The sequence below is a fragment of the Pseudoalteromonas sp. AWM4_233 genome, assembly GCF_056158285.1.
This window is the reverse complement of the sequence record NZ_JBSWSZ010000001.1, coordinates 1,323,699-1,343,655: the sequence shown is the minus strand read 5'-3', so window position 1 is coordinate 1,343,655 and position 19,957 is coordinate 1,323,699. Positions and strand designations below refer to the sequence as shown.

16 protein-coding genes are annotated in these 19,957 nt (G+C 40.1%); 4 read left to right on the top strand and 12 right to left on the bottom strand.

Annotation, left to right across the window (positions count from 1 at the left end; genetic code table 11):
* Positions 1–15: 15 nt before the first annotated feature.
* Positions 16–993, bottom strand: a complete 978-nt coding sequence (locus tag ACXAC4_RS05915; protein WP_475159763.1) for an aldo/keto reductase — start codon at positions 991–993, stop codon at positions 16–18.
* A gap of 101 nt (positions 994–1,094) precedes the next feature.
* Here ACXAC4_RS05915 and ACXAC4_RS05910 point away from each other — a divergent pair, with 101 nt between their 5' ends.
* Positions 1,095–1,967: a LysR family transcriptional regulator gene (locus ACXAC4_RS05910; protein WP_475159761.1), complete on the top strand. Its 873-nt coding sequence runs from the start codon at positions 1,095–1,097 to the stop codon at positions 1,965–1,967.
* 13 nt (positions 1,968–1,980) lie between these two features.
* On the opposite strand, the gene ACXAC4_RS05905 is transcribed toward ACXAC4_RS05910, so the two are convergent.
* From ACXAC4_RS05905 to ACXAC4_RS05885, 5 genes are all read right to left on the bottom strand, one after another.
* The gene (locus ACXAC4_RS05905; protein WP_475159759.1) at positions 1,981–2,988 is read right to left on the bottom strand and encodes a zinc-binding dehydrogenase; all 1,008 of its coding nucleotides are present in this window, start codon (positions 2,986–2,988) and stop codon (positions 1,981–1,983) included.
* 13 nt (positions 2,989–3,001) lie between these two features.
* Positions 3,002–4,420, bottom strand: a complete 1,419-nt coding sequence (locus ACXAC4_RS05900) for a TolC family protein (RefSeq protein WP_475159758.1) — start codon at positions 4,418–4,420, stop codon at positions 3,002–3,004.
* Between the two features lies 1 nt (position 4,421).
* Positions 4,422–7,550, bottom strand: a complete 3,129-nt coding sequence (locus tag ACXAC4_RS05895; protein ID WP_475159756.1) for an efflux RND transporter permease subunit — start codon at positions 7,548–7,550, stop codon at positions 4,422–4,424.
* Between the two features lie 8 nt (positions 7,551–7,558).
* Positions 7,559–8,734 (bottom strand): efflux RND transporter periplasmic adaptor subunit, encoded by a 1,176-nt coding sequence (locus ACXAC4_RS05890; RefSeq protein WP_475159755.1) that lies wholly within the window; start codon positions 8,732–8,734, stop codon positions 7,559–7,561.
* A 137-nt stretch (positions 8,735–8,871) separates the two neighbouring features.
* A complete protein-coding gene (locus tag ACXAC4_RS05885; protein ID WP_475159753.1) occupies positions 8,872–9,444 on the bottom strand; it encodes a hypothetical protein in 573 nt (190 codons plus the stop codon).
* Positions 9,445–9,754: 310 nt separating this feature from the next.
* Here ACXAC4_RS05885 and ACXAC4_RS05880 point away from each other — a divergent pair, with 310 nt between their 5' ends.
* The gene (locus ACXAC4_RS05880) at positions 9,755–10,102 is read left to right on the top strand and encodes a metalloregulator ArsR/SmtB family transcription factor (protein ID WP_475159752.1); all 348 of its coding nucleotides are present in this window, start codon (positions 9,755–9,757) and stop codon (positions 10,100–10,102) included.
* Between the two features lie 18 nt (positions 10,103–10,120).
* A complete protein-coding gene (locus ACXAC4_RS05875; protein WP_475159749.1) occupies positions 10,121–10,615 on the top strand; it encodes a phosphatase domain-containing protein in 495 nt (164 codons plus the stop codon).
* A gap of 1 nt (position 10,616) precedes the next feature.
* On the opposite strand, the gene ACXAC4_RS05870 is transcribed toward ACXAC4_RS05875, so the two are convergent.
* Complete coding sequence (locus tag ACXAC4_RS05870; RefSeq protein WP_475159748.1) at positions 10,617–11,495, bottom strand: LysR family transcriptional regulator; 879 nt, start codon at positions 11,493–11,495, stop codon at positions 10,617–10,619.
* A gap of 108 nt (positions 11,496–11,603) precedes the next feature.
* Here ACXAC4_RS05870 and ACXAC4_RS05865 point away from each other — a divergent pair, with 108 nt between their 5' ends.
* Positions 11,604–11,978 carry a nuclear transport factor 2 family protein gene (locus tag ACXAC4_RS05865; protein ID WP_475159746.1) on the top strand — a complete coding sequence of 125 codons (375 nt, stop codon included), beginning with the start codon at positions 11,604–11,606 and terminating at the stop codon, positions 11,976–11,978.
* Positions 11,979–12,023: 45 nt separating this feature from the next.
* On the opposite strand, the gene ACXAC4_RS05860 is transcribed toward ACXAC4_RS05865, so the two are convergent.
* The 5 genes from ACXAC4_RS05860 to ACXAC4_RS05840 form a co-directional block, all read right to left on the bottom strand.
* Complete coding sequence (locus ACXAC4_RS05860; protein ID WP_475159745.1) at positions 12,024–15,398, bottom strand: hybrid sensor histidine kinase/response regulator; 3,375 nt, start codon at positions 15,396–15,398, stop codon at positions 12,024–12,026.
* Positions 15,399–15,488: 90 nt separating this feature from the next.
* The gene (locus ACXAC4_RS05855) at positions 15,489–16,694 is read right to left on the bottom strand and encodes an EAL domain-containing response regulator (protein ID WP_475159743.1); all 1,206 of its coding nucleotides are present in this window, start codon (positions 16,692–16,694) and stop codon (positions 15,489–15,491) included.
* Positions 16,695–16,702: 8 nt separating this feature from the next.
* Positions 16,703–17,053 (bottom strand): response regulator, encoded by a 351-nt coding sequence (locus ACXAC4_RS05850; RefSeq protein WP_475159741.1) that lies wholly within the window; start codon positions 17,051–17,053, stop codon positions 16,703–16,705.
* A complete protein-coding gene (locus ACXAC4_RS05845) occupies positions 17,028–18,851 on the bottom strand; it encodes a PAS domain-containing sensor histidine kinase (RefSeq protein WP_475159740.1) in 1,824 nt (607 codons plus the stop codon). The genes ACXAC4_RS05850 and ACXAC4_RS05845 overlap by 26 nt, the downstream gene beginning before the upstream one ends.
* 37 nt (positions 18,852–18,888) lie before the next feature.
* Positions 18,889–19,914 carry a response regulator gene (locus ACXAC4_RS05840; RefSeq protein WP_475159739.1) on the bottom strand — a complete coding sequence of 342 codons (1,026 nt, stop codon included), beginning with the start codon at positions 19,912–19,914 and terminating at the stop codon, positions 18,889–18,891.
* Positions 19,915–19,957: the final 43 nt, after the last annotated feature.

Below are 19,957 nucleotides of genomic sequence, written 5' to 3'. Positions count from 1 at the left end.
TAATTCCTCTTCATTCTAAGGTAGTGCTTGCCCTCTCGCACTCACAAAAAGGCTATACCATTCATCTCTTGTAAGCTCGAAATCGAGCGCCATGGTCGCACCTTTTATTCTATCTAAATTAGTTGTGCCAATAACAGGTTGAATATTACTCGGATGCTTTAATAAGAATGCCAGTAAAATCGCTTCTGGTGTTGCATGATGTGCTTCAGCCAATTCAAAGATGAGTTTGGTAGTTAGTCTCGTCACATGACACTCTGACTGCAAACCTTGATCTGAGAACCGACCTTTAGCTAAACATCCCCAAGCTTGGAGTTGTATCCGCTCATTTTGACAATATTCTAGAGTACCACTTACAAAGTCCACCTGATGATTGCCCGCACTGCCCACCATGACACCGTCATTGAGCCAATCCAGCTTTCCTAAACTCATCTCGATTTGGTTTGCGATTATTGGCAGTTCAAGATGTTTCTGCATATATGAAATCTGGTGATGACTCATATTAGAAACCGCAAAATGATTAACCTTGCCTGCTGATTTTAATTCTAATAATGTCTCAGCCAACTCTTCAATTTGCATTAAGGGATCTGGTCTGTGCAGCATTAAAATGTCTAGGTACTCAGTATTTAAACGTCTTAAACTGCCTTCAACCGAGTGCTTGATCCACTTTTCAGAAAAGTCATAACGGCCAGGTAAAACCCCTTCTTTAAAACGGATCCCACATTTAGATTGCAGTATCATGTTTTCTCTCAGTTCCGGTTTTTTCTTTAACACTTCACCAAAAACCTGCTCAGCTTTACCATTTCGATAGATATCAGCATGGTCGAAGAAATTAATACCATAAGCCAGTGCCGCTTCAATCACAGAATGCGCTTGTGAGATATCTTTATTCATAATCGAAGAATTATCCCACTCACCGCCTAAACCCATACATCCGTAGGCAATGCGACTGACATAAGGGTAATATTTTTTAAGTGGTAAAGTCTGTTTCGTCATCAAGTCACCTTAATTAGTTTTTTAGTCTCTCTAGTTTATTGTTCTGTGCAATGAATAAAAGGGTATAATTAAGAAAACATTGTTTTATATAGCAAACAGTAATGATTATAAATGAACATAAACGTGTTGAGTTGCTGATGCTATTTTTAACACTAGCAGAACAACTTAGCTTTACAAAAGCCGCGGAACAGTTAGGAATCTCTAAAGGTTATCTTTCTGAAAAAATAAAACAGCTTGAGACCCACTTAAAAACGCCTTTAGTTCTAAGAACAACGCGTAGTGTCAAACTTACCGCCCAAGGTGTTCACGTTTATGAACAAGCATTGCGAATAAGAACCCAGTTGTTTGATATCGAAAAAACCACTGACTCACAACAAGTTACTGGGGTTATAAGACTCACTGCACCAAAAATGTTTGCGAGCATCTTTCTTTTCGACATTTGCCATAAGTTTAAACAACAGCATCCGAATATTGAGTTTGTAATTAACTCAAGTTACCGGACGTTTAATTTAAACCAACAAGATTTTGATTTGGCTTTTCGTGCCACCTCATCACCGCCAGATAACATGGTTGCCAATAAACTGTTCAACTATGAGCATATCATTGTTGCCTCTCCGAGTTACCTAAAATCAAATGGTCCAATAGCCTCGGTTGTTGACTTAGAAAATCACCAATGCCTGACAGTGACTGAGCAAACCATCTGGCCTTTTACTTCCCAACAAGTAAACATCAATGGTTGGCTATCTAGTAACGATAATCACATGTTAAAGCGCTCAGCTCAACAAGGCGGTGGGCTTTTCAGGATCGCGAATTATTTCGTTAAAGATGAGCTAAATTCAGGTCAGCTCGTTGAAGTGTTACAACAAGAGAAAATAAAAAACAGTGGCGAGCTTTATATGTTCTACCCTCAGCTCATTTACCCGCCTTACAAACTGAGAGTATTTATCGATTTTGTGAAAGCTTATTTTCAATAAGCTTTCACAAACATTAAGTAATTTTAACAACGGGTCGCTTGATGCAGGTTTGGTTCAAAAGGCATTGTAACGTGTCTTTTACGCTTTCGACGTTAAACTCAATCAACTCTATTTCTGGTGCTTGTATGACACCACTTTCAATATCCTTTAAAAGCGTTTCGCCCATAAAACATAAATGCTGTTGTGCGCATAAACTATTTGCCAACCAAGCACCTGCAATCGACACCACGCCAATATTAGGTGCTTTTTCGAATAGTAACTCTTCGGGGATCGCAGAAAACCCATTTAGACAAGCTATACGCCCACAGAACCTTAGTTTTTGAATATCTTGAACGACGCTTTCTTTGCCAATTGTGTTAATCACACAATCAAAGCCATCAGGGCCAATTTCGTGCTTTATTTGCGCACAGATTGCATCGTCTTTTTTACTACAATCAAACACAAAGTCAGCACCCAGTTTTTTCAAACGTTTATGATGTGGCTTTTGAGCAAACGCAAATACTTGTGCTCCCTGTTTTTTTGCATACTGAATCGCAAAATGAGCCACTGCACCTTGTGCACTATTTATTGCGAGTGTGTCCCCTTCTTGCAACTTAAGTTTTTCAATTGCAAGCAATGCCGCCATACCCGAGTTTGGCAATGCAACAGCTAATTCGCTTTCGATTTGCTCTGGTAACTCAGAAACCGCATGATTTGGCATAACAGTAAATTGCTTTAGCATGCCTTGCTGGGCAAGGTTCGCATGAAATAAAACCCGTGCGCCTTTAGCCGGAAATACTCCTTTTGGTGCATCAACAACCGTACCCACAGCATCTGAGCCCAAAATATGTGGATATTGCCACTGGCTAAAGCCTTTTTCAGCAAAGCTGGCATCTAAATGATTTAATGCGACACACTCTACTTTTATCAATAGCTCATTGCCTCTAGGAGTAGGCAAATCGAGCTGTGTCATTTTCAAATCGAAGTCAGCCCCATGTTGGCGTAACTCCAATGCATTCATTTTGTTGTTATCCTTGTACATGAGGCCTCCTCTGTTAGAGATTAGAGATTAATTGTGATGACCAGCCACCGCTCAATTGGCTATATGCTGCAACAGAAGCACTTAACCATTGGTTACGGATCAACACTTGGCTGCGCTCAGCACTGAGCACGTCTTGTCTTGCTGCAAGTAAATCAAGGTAGGCTAATTGTCCTTCTTGATATCCCGCTTCAGCTTGTTGATAAGCAGCTCGCGCGGCTTTTACAGTTTGCGTAGAGAGTGCAAACTGCTGCTGAGCATGTTGTAAAGCACGTAAAGACAGCTCAGTTTGCGACAATGCATCGGTCAAAGTTTGCTTATAACTGTGATAGCTTGCTTCTGATAATGCAGTTTGAGCGTCAAGTTGAGCCAATAACTGCGGGTAACTGAATAAAGACCAATTGATGCTTGGCGCAACTTGCCAATTCGATTGGGTATTATTGAAGTTCATACCCGGTATATTTAACACGCCAGCAAAGGCCGATAAGCTAATATCAGGATAAAGCGCACGCTCTGCACTTTGTGCCAAATAACCTTGTTGATGTACCTTGGCCATCGCTGAACGAATATCACCGCGCTGCATGAGTGCGTCATCTGCCGATTGCACATTCACTGTTAAATTAAGCGCATCGTAGTCTGTTTGACTCAACACAGTGAAACTAAGTTCATCGGCACGTTTATCGGTTAGTGCACTTAGAATTTGCTCAACTTGGGCAAGCTCAACACCAATTTGAGGCAATCGTTGCTTAAGCTCAAAGTACTGCACACGTGTTCTATTTAACTCAAGATCTGTCGCTATGCCCTCTTCAATACGCACTTGAATGATCTCCATCGAGTCTTCGAGTGCTTTTAATTGGTTAAGGGTTAATGCATGTTGCTGTTGTAAGTTCTGCCATTGTAAAAAGCTACGAACAGACGTGCTAACTAGCTCAGTCAGTAACTGCTGATATTGCGCTTGGCTATCAACTGCAACCGCTTCTGCCGCTGAAGTAAGTGCAGCAATGCGACCCGATAAGTCCAGTTGCCAATTCACGTTACCACCCGCGGCTGCTGAGCTCACAACATCTGCATTTGGATTTGTGCTACTAGGCGTATTAGAGCGGTTACCAGATACAGATAAGCCACCTTGCGGCAGGTTTGCGCGTTGCTGCACTGATAACCCAGCAAGGGCGGCGCGCAAACGCGCCGACGATGCTTTTAAGTTTTGGTTTTTGTCCAATACATCAACCACAAGTTGGTCTAACTCAGCGATGTTCAGTTGCTGCCACCAGTTTTGTTCGCTTTGTTTCGCCACTTCAGATAACAACACATGTGTGTTTAATGCATTACTGAAGGTTTGCGACGTTTGCAGTGCTTGGTCAATATTTGGGGCACTTGCACATCCTGCCAACACGGCCAGAGCAATACCCGATAACGTCATTTTAAATACGCGCATTTTATTGCTCCCTAGCCGTTACTAGACGATAGAATACTGGCGTGAATAACAAGCCAAATACCGTTACACCAATCATGCCGAAGAATACGGCATTACCCATTGCTTGACGCATTTCAGCCCCTGCGCCTGATGCCAGTACCAGAGGTACTACACCTGCCGTAAAGGCAATTGATGTCATCAGTATTGGACGAAGACGTAAACGACACGCTTCAATGATCGCCTCTAGATGCGTTGCACCTTGTAAATGCTTATCTCTGGCAAATTCGACCATTAAGATTGCATTCTTAGAAGCCAGCGCAACCAGTACAATCAAAGCAATTTGCGTAAAGATATTATTATCGCCACCGAGCATGTAAACACCTGCCAGCGCTGAGAAAATCGTCATTGGTACAATTAAAATAATCGACAATGGCAAACGTAAGCTTTCATATTGCGCTGCCAATACCATGAAGACCAATACAACCACCAGTGGGAATACATACACCATAGTATTACCCGCTAAGATCTGTTGATACGTCACCTCAGTCCACTCATAGGTGATCCCTTCTGGCAGTGTTTTCGCCAGTACCGCTTCAATGGCTTGTTGCGCTTGGTCTGAGCTATAACCCGGTGCAGGGCTGCCGTTCAATTCAGCGGTAACATAACCGTTATAGTGCATCACACGATCAGGACCTGTGGTTTCTTCTACAGTCACAACAGAACCTAGAGGCACCATGAGGCCTGCAGCATTGCGCACTTTTAAGTTATTGATCTGCTCTTTCTTCGACCTAAACTTCGCTTCAGCTTGCGCTTTTACTTGATAAGTACGGCCAAACATATTGAAGTCATTCACGTATGCAGAACCTAAATAGACTTGTAGTGCGTTGAATACTTCGTCTAACGGAATGCCTTGAATTAGCGCTTGCTCACGGTCAATGTTAATGTCCATTTGCGGTACTTGAATTCTAAAGCTTGAATATAAGCCCATGAGTGCAGGGTCTTTTTGTGCAGCGCCAATGGTTGATTGCAGTGCAGCAAACAGCGCTTCAAACCCTTGGTTACTTCTGTCTTCAATTTGAAGTTTAAAGCCACCTGTTGTGCCTAAACCCAGAATTGGCGGTGGTGGGAATACAGCCACAAACGCTTCATCAATGGCAGCAAAACGTTGGTTTAATTGCATTGCAATGGCAAAGGCCGACAAGCTAGGGTCATTACGTTCGCTAAAATCATCCAGTGGCGTGAACACAATGCCGCTATTGGTGCTGTTGGTGAAGCCATTTACCGATAAACCAGGAAAAGCAACCGTATGCGCAACGCCCGGTACTTCCAAGGCAATCTCTTGCATTTGCTTAATAACTTCTTCAGTTCTATCAAGGCTTGCCGCATCTGGCAGTTGTGCCACTGCAACTAGATATTGCTTGTCTTGCTGAGGAATAAAGCCACCCGGTACAGAGTTAAATAAGCCAATAGTTGAGCCAACTAAAGCAAGATACACCACACCGACAACCACACTCATACGGATCAGCTTTTTCACGACTTTTTCGTAGCCTTGTGCGCCTTTATCAAATAAGCGATTGAATGGTTTGAATAACCAAGTACCGAATAACGCGTTCAGTAATTTTGTCAGCTTATCTTGTGGTGCATCATGTGGCTTTAATAAAATTGCCGACAATGCAGGTGATAACGTTAATGAATTAAACGCTGAAATAAGCGTTGAAATAGTAATGGTTAACGCAAACTGCTTATAAAACTGTCCTGAAAGACCGGTAATAAACGCCGTAGGAATGAATACCGCACACAGTACAAATGCAATCGCAATAATTGGGCCTGTTACTTCACTCATCGCGATTTTAGTAGCTTCAAATGGACTATGACCATCGGCAATATTACGCTCAACGTTTTCAACAACAACAATGGCATCATCCACAACAATACCGATTGCCAACACAAGACCAAACAGCGACAAGGTATTAATAGACACACCTAGTAATTGCATGATGGCAAAAGTACCAACCAATGAAACTGGCACAGCAATTAGAGGAATAATAGAGGCGCGCCAAGTTTGTAAGAACAACACTACGACCACAACAACCAATAGAATCGCTTCAGCTAGGGTTGCAATCACGGCATCGATTGAGCCGCGTACGAAAACCGTTGGGTCATAGGCTATTTCATACGTCATGCCTGCTGGGAAATCTTGCTGCAAACGCGCCATGGTTTCGCGCACATCATCTGACAGCTGAATTGCGTTTGAGCCAGGGCGCTGGAATACCGGCATCGCGAGTGCTGGCTGGTTATCAAGCATGGCACGCAATGCGTAGTTCTCTTGACCCAGTTCAATTTTAGCAATGTCTTTAAGACGTGTAAGCTGACCGTTTTCTCCCACTTTGATGATGACTTGCTCAAATTCTTCGATGCTTTCTAAACGCCCTTTAACGTTTAAAAGAATTTGAAACTGGTTTTCTTCAGGCGAAGGTTGTGCACCTAAAGAACCCGCTGCCACTTGTTGGTTTTGCGTGCGCAAAGCGCCCATTACATCTGTCGCTGTGAGGTTACGAGCCGCTAATGCATCTGGATTTAACCACACACGCATTGAATATTTTGAGCCACCAAATAGCTGTAAGTCACCCACACCCGGTAAACGCTTAAGCTCATCTTTGATATAAATATCAGCATAGTTGGCCATATAAGCGGTATCTTGAGCGCCATCAGGTGAAACCAAGTGCACCACCATCGCCAAGTTTGGTGACGACTTTTGTGCCGTTACACCTAAGCGCTGTACTTCTTGTGGTAAACGCGGCAAGGCGTTATTCACTCGGTTTTGCACTTGTACTTGCGCTTGGTCAAGATCAGTCCCCAGTGCAAATGTCACAGTTAACGTCAAACGGCCATCACTGGTAGCTTGAGACGAGTGATAAAGCATGTTCTCTAAGCCATTTAGCTCTTGCTCAAGGGGCGTTGCAACTGTTTGTGAAATAACTTTCGGGTTAGCACCCGGATACGTTGCGTTTACCACAACCGTAGGTGGTACCACTTCTGGATATTCACTTACTGGTAGCTGAAACAATGAAATTGCTCCAGTGATCACGAAGATCAGAGAGAGCATGGCCGCGAATATGGGCCTTGAGATAAAAAAGTGTGAAAAGTTCATAATACTCTCTACTTCGCTGCGCTGACTAATAAATCACTTGAGGTATTTGTAGACTTAAGAACAAACTGAGTATTCTCAAAATTAAATGCCACCTTATTCGGTGTAATTGGCATACCTGGACCAACGCGTGCTGGACCATTTACTGCAATACGGTCGCCACGAACTAAACCACTTTTAATGGCACGGTACGCACCGTAGCGCTCACCAAGCTCAACCAAGCGATATTGCAAGGTGTTATTTTCATCTACGGTTAAAACAAAGCGGTTTTTGAGATCAGTACCAATTGCGCGCTCCGGTACAATTGCCAAGGTTTTTGGCGTTTGTGCAGCCATTGAAATACGTGCAAAGGCACCCGGCTTTAAGTTATGCGCTTGCGCGTCAAACACTGCGCGAACACGCAACGTACCAGTTGTTGGGTTGATTTCGTTATCAATAAAGTCGACTTTACCTGCAATTGGCTGTTGGCTATTGATACGTTGTAATTGCACCATCACGCCAGTATCTGCATTCATGCCAGCAAACTGCTTGCTCCATGTGCGTTCGTCTACATCAAAATACGCATATACCAAGTCATCAGAAACAATGGTTGTAAGGGCTGTATCACCGGCACTCACATAGTTACCTTGCGTGACATCGGCACGAGAAATAACGCCGCTGATAGGCGCAGTTACTTGGCTAAACTCTAAGTCTAATTGCGCTTTTTCAAGCTGTGCAGCAATGGCATTTTTGTTTGCGATGGCACGACGCAAAGTCGCATCACGTTGATCTGCTTGCTCTGTCGACATGGCATTTTTAGCAACCAAACGTTGTGCGCGCTCCGCTTCGCCTTGCGCTTGGCTTAATGCTGCTTCTGCACTTACAAGTTGTGCTTTCAAGCTTTCAACCTGAGTTGCAAATGGACGAGGGTCAATGCTAAAAAGTAATTGATCCTTTTCTACTCGCTCACCTTCTTTGAATGCCATGCTTTTAAGTTGACCAGATACTCGTGGTTTAAGAACAACACGTTCAGGTGCTTCTAATCGAGTCGTGAACGTATGCCAAGACTGAACTTCCTCTAATTGAACGTTAGCCACATCAATAGTTAATGGCGGCGGTTGTTGGCCTTGTTGTGCATTCGATTGACCACAGCCACTCAGCACTAAGGCTAAAGCAACTGCGCTAAGTGTATAGCTAAGTTTGTTCATGACATTCTCCGATAAAAGTGATTAATGTGATCGTACGGAGAATATCTGTGCAGAAAAATACGCAATTCTTAAAAACATTAGTGCCAATACGGCACCAATAATATTATTCAGTCATAACAAATCTTGAGAAACCTGCGCTAATCGGACTTCATGTCAAAACTATGCTTTTTTGCTTGCTGAGAAATAAAATCAAAGACTGCGTCTTCATCTACCTCGAATTCGCGCGCTTCAAAAGAGCATGAATGTTGACTGCTATCTGCTTCAAAGAAATAAGCCTGATGAGACTTATTCACTGAACAAATTACACTACGAACATTTGTCCAAAGTAGAAAGTGCTCATTTTTAGCAAGTTTAAACCTGACACCTTGTTTATCTAGTCGTAAATAATCGTCTTTATGTCGCTGATACTTTCGCTTTTGCAGCAAATAAATAAACGGTGTTGCTATCAAGATAAAAGGCGCAAAAAAAAGTTTAGCTTTAACTAATCCTTCCGTGAACAGTATCCATGTGCAATATGCCATGGAAATGAATATAGTAACGCTACCTATCAGATTGTTATTTGGCCGCTTAGCTTTCAGAACCGTTTCTTCAGACCAAGTTTTAAGTCGTAACTCCAACGCTTTAACCCGCTTTGGGTAGGCTTCTTTATCAATACTTTCTAAAGCCTCAAGTAATTCCCTGTAAGTGTAATGCGTATAGTCTGGTTCCATACATCGCTCCAAAGTTTGAATTCAATATACAATAATTTAAATATCCATCATTTTCATCTACTTATTTATCAATTAATAGCAATTGGAACTGTTCGCTATTGAGGCTTTTGAGCTCATTTCATTCCATGCAGACATAAACTGACTACATTTATTAGTAAAATCTTGCTGGAAAACACAATTAAATATATGATTTTTCATATATTCAATTTTCGCTTAAATAAAAGCGCACTTTGTTTTAGCAAGCTTCTTATACTAACCCTCTTAATTAAGCGAACGAGTTGAAGCTTGCTATCCAAGGCTGAGGAAAATTATGGAACCTGTACAATTTTATAAATGTCTTGCAGATGAAACTCGCTTGAAAAGCCTGCTTCTTATAGAGAAAGAGCAAGAGTTGTGTGTGTGCGAATTAATGGCTGCACTTGAAGAAAGCCAGCCCAAAATATCGCGTCACTTGGCGCAGCTCAGAAAGTGCGGATTACTTACCGACAAGCGTCAGGGCCAATGGGTCTTTTACAGCATTAACAGCGAACTCCCAGAGTGGGCTAAAACTGTGCTGAGCAGCACCACGGAGAATAACTCTGAATTTTTAGCAAATGACTTGGCGCGCTTAAATGAAATGGGTGACAGACCAGCCCGTGTTTCAGCCTGTTGCCCTTAACTCTAGAAAGGAAAAATTATGTCTTTACATCCATTTGATAAATTAACCGTAAAAAACGACATTAGTTTTTTGTTCACGCCTTGTCCGGGGATAAAAGACGCTAATTTAGTCGACTCTGTATCGCAATTGAAAGCGGCTGGTGCCAGTGCCATTGTGACACTGATGTCTGATGAAGAACTTGCTGAAAATAATGCCTCAACACTCGGTGAAGTCTGTGCTAACCAAAACATCACTTGGTTTCAATTACCTATTTCTGATGATAAAGGACCTGATGAACAATTTTTTGATGCTTGGCAAAAGCAAAGATCAGCGCTGCTGACTTTACTTAATACACCGGCAACTGTCGCTGTACATTGTAAGGGTGGCTCTGGTCGCACAGGCTTAATGATTGCCATATTGCTCGTTGAGCTGGGCTACAGCAAAGCTGAAGCGAAAGAAAAAGTACAAGCAATGCGCCCTAAGGCGCTCAGTAAGCCTGATCAAGTATCATTCTATGAACTTTATCAAGCTTAAATTAATGGGTACTTTGAGCAACTAATTTTGTTAGTTGCTCTGTTATCGCTTCAATACACACTCTGACATTCAATGGTTGATTTTTGCCATAAGGGTGCATTGCGAAAACAGGATTACTAGGCAGTACTAATTCAGAATTTACAGCCACCAGCTCATCGGCAAATTGAGACAAATAAAAATCAGGCACAACTCCAATGCCCGCACCCGCTTTAAGCAATGATATACATGAGTAAAACGAGTTCGTTATACATTGTGCCTCTGTAGAAAATTGCTGCACTTCTTTATTCTCTTCCACAAAGGTGTGCGATACCTTTTTACCTTGCCACACATTGGCAATATAGGGTAACGACCTTAATTGCTGACCAGCAAACTCTGGCATACCACAAAGTACATCTTTGAATGAGCCAATGCGCTTTTGCGTTAAACTGCTATCTGAAGAGCGGCCAACTCGAATTGCCAAATCAATATCATGCTCCATAAAGTCTAACTGCTCATCGGCGCTTATCAATTCAGGTTTTAGGTCTGGGTAGCGCTTGATCAGCTCAGCAATCACTGGCGTCACTAAAGTTTCCATCAAAGCATTTGGCGCTGTGATCCTTACTCGCCCTTTAGGTTCATTTAGAAAAGTTTGAGCCTGTTCCCACGCATTACTGGCAATCTGGTTTATCTCTTTGCATTGCAAATAAAACCGATTTCCCGCATCTGTGAGAGACAACTTTCGCGTTGTACGTTTTAACAAAATAACCCCAAGCGCATGCTCAAGGTCTTTTAAGTTTTGACTGATCACTGACTTTGAGAGTGATAGTTGCTCACCTGCTGCAGATATAGATCCTGCTTCAACTATCGCGGCAAAAATCATCATTTGTTTTAAGCGTTTCATTTCATTGTTCTGTATAGAAAAACAGTTTTTTCTATTATATCTGTTTTTCAAAACTTTTCAGTTCGTTAATCTAGCCTCACAAATATTGATGTAAAAGAGAGACTAGAAATGACCGAACAACAAGTACTAGAGGCATGCAAAGAAGGGATCGCAACATGGCAAAAAGCCTTTAATAGCCAAGATGCTAAAGGCTGTGCTGAGCAATATAATGATAATGCTATTATGCAAGCGCGCCCATTTGGCACCTTTGAAGGCAGGCAAATGATAGAGTCATTCTGGCAAGGCATTATTGATCAGGGCTTCAGAGATGTTGAATATACTCATGTAGAGTGGAGCAAATTTGATGATACAAGCTTCATTTTGACTTCAAAATGGACCATGAACAAAGCATTTGGTGTCGTTCATCGCGAACTTTGGCGTATTGAAGCAGATGGTAAAGCGCGCCTTATTGAAGATGAATTCGAAGTTCAGGGTGAACGTTAATAGCTTTGAATAAATTAAGCAGGCTGTATTCTTCCTGCTTAATTACTAAGTTTTAAAAATAGTATTGATCATATTGAGCAGTTTATCTTTATTGAAGGGTTTATAGAGAATTGCATCACCAATAATTTGATCAGGGTCATCAGTGCCTATGTACCCCGAGATAAATAAATAGTTTAAGCTTGGATTATGTAGTTTGGCTTGCTTAATAAACTCTATACCGCCGTTATTCGGCATAACAACATCACTGATCACAAAATCAATTTGTTGTTCTTTGAGAATATTGTGCGCTTCAACGGGGTCTTCTGTATCAAATACTTTAACGCCTTCAGCCTCTAAAAAAGTTCTGATCAAAAAGCGAATACTCTCTTCGTCATCAATAAGCAGAATTTGTTGTAATGTGTCAGGTAATCGACTTTCTAATTTTTTATCATCTACGGCTTTTACAACTTCACGGTGCTCGCACATTGGAATGTAGACTAAAAATGATGTTCCCATTCCCAACTCAGAAACCACATCAATACTGCCACCGCAAGACTTGATAAAGCCATAGCATTGCGCGAGACCTAAACCATTGCCTGACTCTTTTTTCGTTGTAAAGAATGGGTCGAATACTTTATCGACATGCTCAGGAGGAATGCCACATCCTGTGTCTGTTAATGTCATTTTTATCACTTCTTCAGCATTAAGCTCAAGAGCGCTGGACTCTTCATAACTTAAAGTATGTCGACACGTTTTTATCAAAAACTGCCCACCATCAGGCATGGCATGCATGGCATTGATTGCCATATTCAATAACAAATCTTCAAATAAATTTTCTTCTAGATAGGCGTCACCAATTTGTTTGTCTAACTCAATATGCAACTTGATTTTTGAAGTCATTGCCGTTTCAAGTAACTTTTTATTCTTGTCAATTAACTGATTAATATTCACTTGCACCGGAGATAAATTATTCTTTTTTGCAAAAGTGAGCAAATTATTAGTTAGTTTCTGGCCTCGTGAACACGCATTTTCAATGGCTTCAATACATGAACTGGGGTCTTGTTTAAATTCATTTAACAGTTCGGTATAGCCTAATATGATCCCCAAAATATTGTTAAAGTCATGAGCAACGCCACCAGCGATATTTCCTAATGACTCTAGTTTTAAACTTCTATTTATAAGTTTTCTCTGCTGCTCATGTTCGCTCATATCTTGAAAATTAGCGATAAAGTGCAAGTCACCTTGCTCTGTCGGAGGCATGCTTGCGACCGCGATTCTAATAGGGAATGTATGACCCTGTTTGTGTTTTGCTCGTATATCCCGACCAAGGCGATTATTAATAATCTGCGAGAATCCAGTTTTAATAAAATTCTGAACTTTTTCCTTATGGTGGCCTACGCCGTCAGTGAGCATATCAACACTCCTACCCACCACTTCGGACTCTTTATAACCAAAAATATTTTCAGCTTCTGGGTTAAATGAAAGTAATTTACCCTTACTATCGACGGTAAAAACGCCTTCAAGCATAGACTCTATGATGTGCTTTTGCTCGGCTTCTTTAAGTTCAATGATCCTCTGTTTAGCTTCGAGCTCAGTGATATCTTCTCCTTTAAAAATAAAGCCGACTATCATGCCGTCATCAGACCAATAGGGGACATATGATACTTTTAAAGCTTTAATCTTTGTTGTGTTTGGCAAGTTAGTTTCAATAAAGCTCACTGACTCCCCTTGTAATGCCTTGTCTATTTTTTCTTTTAATTTATTAAAAAATAATGTTTCTCCCAAGATATCAGATACCGACTTACCAATAATTTCTTCTCGGGTTAAACCATGTATATCAAGGTAGGCTTGATTGACAGTTTTATATCGATACTCTAAATCAAGAAAAGCAAACATATCACGGGAATTTTCTATTATCCCTTTGTAACGTTTTAACTCTTTCATCTGATGATACTTCTCAGATAAGTTAACCACGAAAACGATAAATTCTTGGCTGTCTTTATTAAAAATTGAACCACCAATTAATATCGGAACAGGATGCCCGTCTTTATGGATATACACTTTCTCAAAGGGAGTCCAATACCCTTTAATATTGGCCTCTTCCACAGCTTTTATATCTAAATGAAGATACTCAGGTGGGGTTAAATTTTTCCAATCAATCTCTCCACTTTCAAGCTCTTCTCTTGAGTACCCAATCATATCTAATATGGTCGAGTTAGCCTCTAAAATGTGCCCCTGTGCATCAGAATGAATGATGCCAATAAAGTTAGACTCCTTCCAACGCTTAAACCGCTCAGCTTCTGAGTCGAGCTTGGCGTTTAACTCTGTTAACTCCGAAATCGATTTATGCAAAAAATTATCAGACTCAAGTCTTTGCTTATTCATTGAGTTAATTGCTTTACTTACTTCTTTAATTTCTTTGATGGCTGAATGCTCTTCGATAAACTCAATTTTCCCTTTTGCAGATTTAGCCAATGCTAAATAAATGTTGATGAAGGGCTTTGTAAACCAAGCAGCAATCAAGATTGAAGTAAAAGTAACCACTAAGAGCGCCGCTAGTAACACTTTGAAAGAGCGTAGAGTCAGCGCTTCCAGTTTTCTGAACATCTCTTGCTTGTCTATTTTAACTATCATGCCCCAATTGGTTTCTGGTATGTGATGAGAAATGGCTAAGACAGGAATATCCCGATAGTCCACATAATGTGGGAAAACATCATTGACGCCATTCATCGCATGAGTGATGGGGATTTCTAAATTATTCTTTGAGACTGTGAGAGTAAGTGCAACTGAAGGGTCATGTCTGGTTGGGGTTAAAAATATAGCATCGCCATTTTTGTCTTTTGCAGCTAAGACTATCTCCCCTGTCTGGCCTAACCCTGTAAAGTCACTGACAATTCGGTTTAATTCGTCACTTTTAAACGCAACTTTCATAAAACCTATCACTTCATTGTTCAAGTTGATTGGTTCAATAAACAGTAATTGTTGCTGGTCTTCAATGAAAATCACCTCAACATTAAAGGCATTTTTTTCGTAACTGGCGCCTCGATTTAAAGTCGGAATATTTAGCCAATTATTAGATGAGAAGAGTAAATTTTGCTGTTTACTGTACAAGGCGATACCTTCAATGTTATCAGTCGCTTCAATGACATCGGAAATGATTTTCCTGAGCTTTTCAGTTTGTTGCTTTGATAAATTTGATGCACTTTCTTTTATAATTGCGCGAAGCTGAGTTCGACTTTTAATCAATGCCACTGCTTGCTTTTTATTTGCAAGCAGCGTCTTAATCCTTTGATGTTGTATGTCTGCAATTTCTTTTAACTTAAACTGTGTTTCACTCAGCAGTAATGCCCTTTCGTTGTCTATGTTAATCATATGCAATACCACCAAAGGCAGCATGGTGCTGAAAAACATGATTGCCATAATCAGGGTGCGAAGCTGCATAAACGCTGTCTCTTAAATAAAATATTCAACTAAGTCATATTTGTTGCTTGATTACATCCAATTTAAGTATAGCCAACACTAAACTCTGTTCTAATGTGAGCTTCTAGATTTCTCGATTTTTTTTGAAATAAAGTAATTGAGTTCATTAGCTTTAAGCGGCTTTGAAAATAAGAAACCTTGCACGATACAACTCCCTTGTGCTTGCAAGAAATTAAGTTGTTCTTGCGTCTCTACCCCTTCAACAATCAAAGTAAAGCTTAAGGAGTTAACAAGGTTAAAGGTTGCACACACAATTGCTTGTGCTTTGGTATTTTGGCCTAATTGGGAAACAAAGCTTCTGTCTATTTTAATTTCATCAAAGGGCAAATCTACGAGTTGGCTAATAGACGAATAACCTGTGCCAAAATCATCAATAGACAATTTAACCCCAAAGAGCTTCAATCTTGATATTGCATATAGCGCCTCTGCATTCATTTGTATAGCAATGCTTTCTGTGAGCTCTAAGGTGATCTGTGAGGGTGTGACTTGGTAGCGCTTAAATAACTGCACCAAGCTATCAGCAAAGTCTTTGTCTAAGTTTTGTGCTGATATATTAAAAGAGCATGTCAGCGTATTATCTTGCACTAAAAAGTGACTGATTTCTTCAAGTGCCTTATCTATCAATTTCAACGTGTAATCATCTATCAACTGACACTTTTCAAGCACAGAAATGAATTCAAAAGGACTCACATTACCAAGCTCAGGATGGTTGATTCTGGTTAGGCATTCCAATCCTGTTAAAGCCGAGTTTATGCTAGAAAACTGCGGTTGAAATACAGGATAAACGTATTCATTTTTAAACCAAATTGCTAAATCAGTCGCTTTTAAAGATGACTCTATACTTGGTTTCGCTTTTTCAAATAAAGCCCTGGTTTTATTGGGACACGCATTCGCCATATCAATTAGCTGTGAAAGCTTAGTTAACTTAATGGGTTTGCTGAGCGAGCCTGCAAAAGCAATATCTAGCTTTTTCACCGTCGCTTCGACCGAAGAGATAATTTCTTCATCAGCACCTGACATCACGGCAAGACTGCTAGAAAAGCTATTTTCAGCCAGCTCTAAAATGACATCTAAGGCATCTTTATCTGGCATATAAATATCAATTAAACACAAATCTTCATTACTCATATTAGAAATACAAAAGGATGCATACGATGTGTGCCCTTCGAAATCTAACCCAAGCGCATCGGCGAATCCTGACAAAATATCGATATACCCGGGGTCATCATCTAAGACTATCAATCTATTTATCGACATAATCCCTCCTAATGCGCCATTTCAAAGTCTGGTGACAACAACTTAACTGTGTCTAACAACTCTGCCAATCTAAATGGTTTTGCAACCAAGGCATCAAACTCATAACGAGTATCAATTTGAATATCACCGGTCACTAATACTTTTTTAATCTGACTCGGTACTCTTTGCGCGATTTCATCGCCTTTAAGTGTTTCAAGACGAAAATCAACAAATAAAATATCAGGCGGATTGGCGATACAAAATTCAATGGCCGCAAACTCATCATTAAATACGGTTAAATCAACCCCTTTTTCTTTGAAAAAACAAAGGAAAATATCGGTTAGATACACTTCATCATCTAAGTACACTATGCTGACCATCTTGCACCTCTTTTTCTATTGCCGGAAATGTGATCACAAAACAGGCTCCCAGCTCATTGTTTGTCATCGAGATTGTTGCTTGATGGTCATCTAAAATACCTTTTACGACCGAAAGACCTAACCCCGTTCCATTTGCTGCAAGTTTTGTTGTAACAAACGGTTCAAAAATCGTTTGTATTACCGATGGGCATATCCCCCCCCCCGTATCTTCTATAACTAACGTGGGTATCGTGTTTTGTTCATTGAGTTCGACAGTGACTGTTCTTAAATTGTGCTTTGCAACCGCATCTAACGCATTGTTGATTAAATTTATAATCACCTGCTCAAGCTCAATATGATTACCCAATACCCATACTTCTTCATGCGTATTAAAATAAATTTTTGAATGCTGACGTTTGGCTCTAGGTAAAGTGAGTGAGATTGCATCATTAACAACTTCAAGTAAGTTAATGGGTAATTTTTGCGGGGAATCATCGGTTCTTGAGAAGCGTTTTAAGTTTTTAACTATATGAGTGATCCGATCGCAAGACTTTAGAATTGCCTGGTACTTATCATTTTCACTCCCACCTTGCATTTGCAATAGTTCTGCATAGCCAGAAATTATCCCCAAGGGGTTATTAATTTCGTGAGCCACACTCGCAGCAAGTTCGCCTAACGCGGAGAACTTCGCGTTTTGAATACTCTTTTGTCTTTCTTGCTTGAATTTTATCTCGTTTGATTTTTTTTCGTGAATATCTTGCACTGTGCCAGATAGGAGAAAAGCATCTTTACCGGTATTATTTGGCTTTCCTGTAAAGTTAACCCACTTCTTTTCACCGCTTTGTAAACTCACTAAACACTCTCTGGAGAATGCTCGTTGTTGTTTTTCACAAAACGTCATATCTTCAAGTAAACTTTGTTGGTCTAACTCTGTTAAACATGAATGTATTTGCAAAAACGAGATATCGTTATTATGAGTTGAGTCTAAATTAAAAATTTTGCAGGTTTCTTGAGTACAAGTTAATTGCTGAGTTTCTAGATTAAGCTCCCAGCCACCAACTTTGGCTATTTCGCCCGTCTGATTTAACATCTCTAATGTTTTATCATTCAATTTCTGAAAATGAATTCGCTCCGTAATATCTTGTCTGAGGGCAATAAAGGCTTCTATTTTGTTATCTAAATCGAATACCGGAATAATAATGCTTTCTACAATATATAAGTCACCATCTTTCTTTCTATTTTTGATTAGCCCCGTCCAAACTTGACCCGATGAAATAGTTGTCCACATCTCTTTGAAAAAAGCCCTATCATGGCACCCTGAGTTCACTACTTTATGGGTTTTACCAATAAGCTCTTCACTGCTGTAACCGCTGATATCGCAAAACTTCTGATTAACCTCACAGATCACACCTCTCACATCTGTTTTAGCAAAAATGATATTCTCGGTAATGGCTTGATAGAGCTGTGTATATCGACTTGAAGTTAGTCGTTCAGACGTGACATCTCTAGCCGTGGCAAATATCAACTGCGTTTCTTGATCGAATGTCGCCTTCCAATTCAATATTTTGATTTCTTTACTGGCGGAGATATAGCGGTTTTCAAAATTAATAACCTCTTTTCCTGCACCCAAACATTCAAGTTCATGGAGGGTTTTACTCACATCATCAGGATGAACAAGATTTAGAAAAGATTCAGATAACAAATACGCTTTGTCGAAACCCAAGCAATTTATAAAAGCGTCATTAACTTGAATAAACTTACCATCTAGGGATGCAATACAAAGTAGCTCGTTAGAATAATTAAAAAACCGTTCAAACATACTTAATTTCCTAGCATTAGTTCATGGGTATACGTATTCATCTAATGACATATTTTCGAACTGATTGATGGCTACTAGACACGAGTTCAGTGGCTTTGCCTATTGTGTCTTTAAGCTGGCCTAATTCATCTGGTACCTTTGACTTCTCTTTATCAGAGAGATCGAATGAATGCTTGCACAGTTCAGCCAACAACATTTGGCTTTGTTTTAATTCGTAGGCCAGCTTGCCTAAATGAGACTGTGCGTAAAACGCTCGGATTTTGTCATCAACAATGTAAGCAATAGATAAAATATGATCTTGTATTTCAAGCATATATTCTTTTTGCGATGCAACTTTACGTATTAAAATAGAGACATATTCAGAGTTAAATAATAAATGGTTATTAAACTCTTTTATGCCTGCTTTATAACTTGCCAAAGATGAGAACTTATCATCATCTTCTGATAACACTTTTGCACCGCCTCTAAAATCGCTCAACACATCAGGCCTGATGTAAATCGCAGCATTAAACCCCAATGTTTCTATTGATTCAGATAGTCTAGAAATAAGGCTATTAAAGTCTTTACAGCTAGAGATGCTACGAAAGCAAAATAATGCTTTTTTATAGCTCATGGTTAATTCGGCAGAAACATGGGTTTGCGATGACGCCACTTTGGCTTCTTCAAGCGCCATTTGATAAAGCAAATGTTTATCAATGCTGGTAGACACTTTTTTCCTTAGCTCTTTGACTTGAAACGGTTTTGAAAGAAAATCCACAGCACCAATGTCAAAGGCTAGCATTTTCTTAGAAAGACTGGTTTCACCTGACACAAAAATAATGTCGCTATGTTTAAGTGAATAGTTTTGATCTTTAAGTTGGTTACAAAACTCAAACCCATTTAAATCAGGCAGATTCAAATCAAGAATAATCGTGTGAGGATTAATATCGTGAATGTTTAGCAGTGCATCGCTAGCACAACTAAATGCATAGACATCAAACTCATCAACTAAAATATTGTGATAGAGCTCTAGATAATTTTGATCATCATCGACTAGTAATACTTTGCCTTTAATGCGTTCCATAATCACTGTTTCTCATTTCTTACTTTAGTGGAAAAGACTAATT